The 1,574-nt window shown below is 66.1% G+C and carries 1 pseudogene; it reads right to left on the reverse strand.

Annotated features, from left to right (window positions below):
- A pseudogene (locus tag WEA77_RS16230) lies at positions 1 to 1,253 on the reverse strand (hypothetical protein); the annotation flags it as partial.
- Positions 1,254 to 1,574: the final 321 nt, after the last annotated feature.

The following is a 1,574-nucleotide window of genomic DNA, read 5'->3' on the forward strand; positions in this document are numbered from 1 at the left end:
TCCCGGGTCAGAGCAGCGAGCCGGACGGCGGCCGGTGGGCGCGGCGCGGGCGGCGCCGGGCGAAGCTGCGGCGCAGCGGCGGCCTGATGCAGGATTGCGGGGTTCAGCGCCAGGCGCGCATTTGCGGCGGCAGTCGCAAGCCCGGGCGCCTCGGCAACCGATGCCAGGTGGGGGCGCAGCGCAAGCGCATTGCCGGTGAGCGAAGCGGTCATCAGCGCCGGCGCCTGCTGGCTGTGCAGGATGGACCGGTGAGCGGCGGCGTATTCGAGGACGGGCAGGCCAAAATCCGGGCCAAGATCCGGGCCAAGATCCGGGCCAAGATCCGGGCCAAGATCCGGTGCAGACTGACCACTGAGAACCACGGCGGGTGAAGCAAGGCTTTCCGCGCCGGCGGGCAGCTGCGCATAGACGGCCGGAAGGGTCTCGAACTCCGGCAGGGCAGCGGCCGGCTTCTGAGCCGCCACGAAGGCGAGATAGGCCGGCGACTGGCTGGCCGGGCGCAGCGGCGCGGAAGACGAGAGGGCGGCCAGGACAGCGCGCGGCGGGGGCACATCATTCGGATCAACGCCGGCGCGGGCGTCCGACAGGAAACTGCCGCCCGGATGGTTCATAGACCAGCCATTGGCATGCGCCATTTCGTGGCAAAGCGTGCGCGGATACCAGCCCGCTTCCAGGATCATGCAAGGGTTCGGGACGGTCAGCATCTCGCTGTCGCCGCATGAGGCAAGGTCACCCTCCTGCGAATACGTCACTTCGAGGCCGCGCGTGGTGCAGCGCTGAAGCACGGCCGACGGATGAACGAACTCGGCCTTGACCGAGGCGCTGGCGCGCGGCTTCAGAGGCGTCGGCGCAGGGCGCGGCGCGGGCGTGTAGGAGACCGGCTGAAGCAGGAGCTGCCATTCGGGAGGCGGCGCCGGCAGAGCAACCGGCCGGCTGCGCTGGTCGCAGAGGAGGCTTGCATATTCGCCGCCCGTGAAGGTCAGGCACGGATCCGGCATCGTGATCAGCTTGCCATTGCCGCAGGCCATGGCGTGGAAGACCGGAATGCCGAAAGCCTCTGTGCCGCGTTCTCCGCAGCGCAGGCCAACCTTTGCCGGGTTGAGGAACTCGACGGCAACGACATTGTCTGACCGGAATTTTGTAGGCGGGTTCTTGACCGGCTCGATCGGGGCGATGCTGATGCATCCCGAGAGCGTGTAAAAACCGGCAGCAATTAGCACCGTATGCGGAGTACATCTCTTCAGAGAAAACACGGCAAAACTCCTGGCATTCTGCCAATTGTAGATGCCGTGTTTATAGCACAGAATGGATAAGCCGCCGTTCCGTGTACGGAATGAATTTTCCAGAAGCAGTTTACGTATTCTTAACCGCGAAAACCCCGCAGCGAGGCCGCTTATCAGGCCGGCGCGCCGCTTCTACGCTAGCCCGGCCAGGCTGCCTGAAGCGGCGAGGCGCAGCAGGCAGCTCCAGCGCCGGTGGCAGGAAAAAAACCGGAGACAGGGCCGAACGCGATAACTCTTGAAAGCCCTGCGCGTACGGGTTCACAGGTCAGGTACGCGGCGCGTGGGGGCAGA

It is taken from the genome of Hyphomonas sp. (genome assembly GCF_040882205.1).
Classification (GTDB): domain Bacteria; phylum Pseudomonadota; class Alphaproteobacteria; order Caulobacterales; family Hyphomonadaceae; genus Hyphomonas.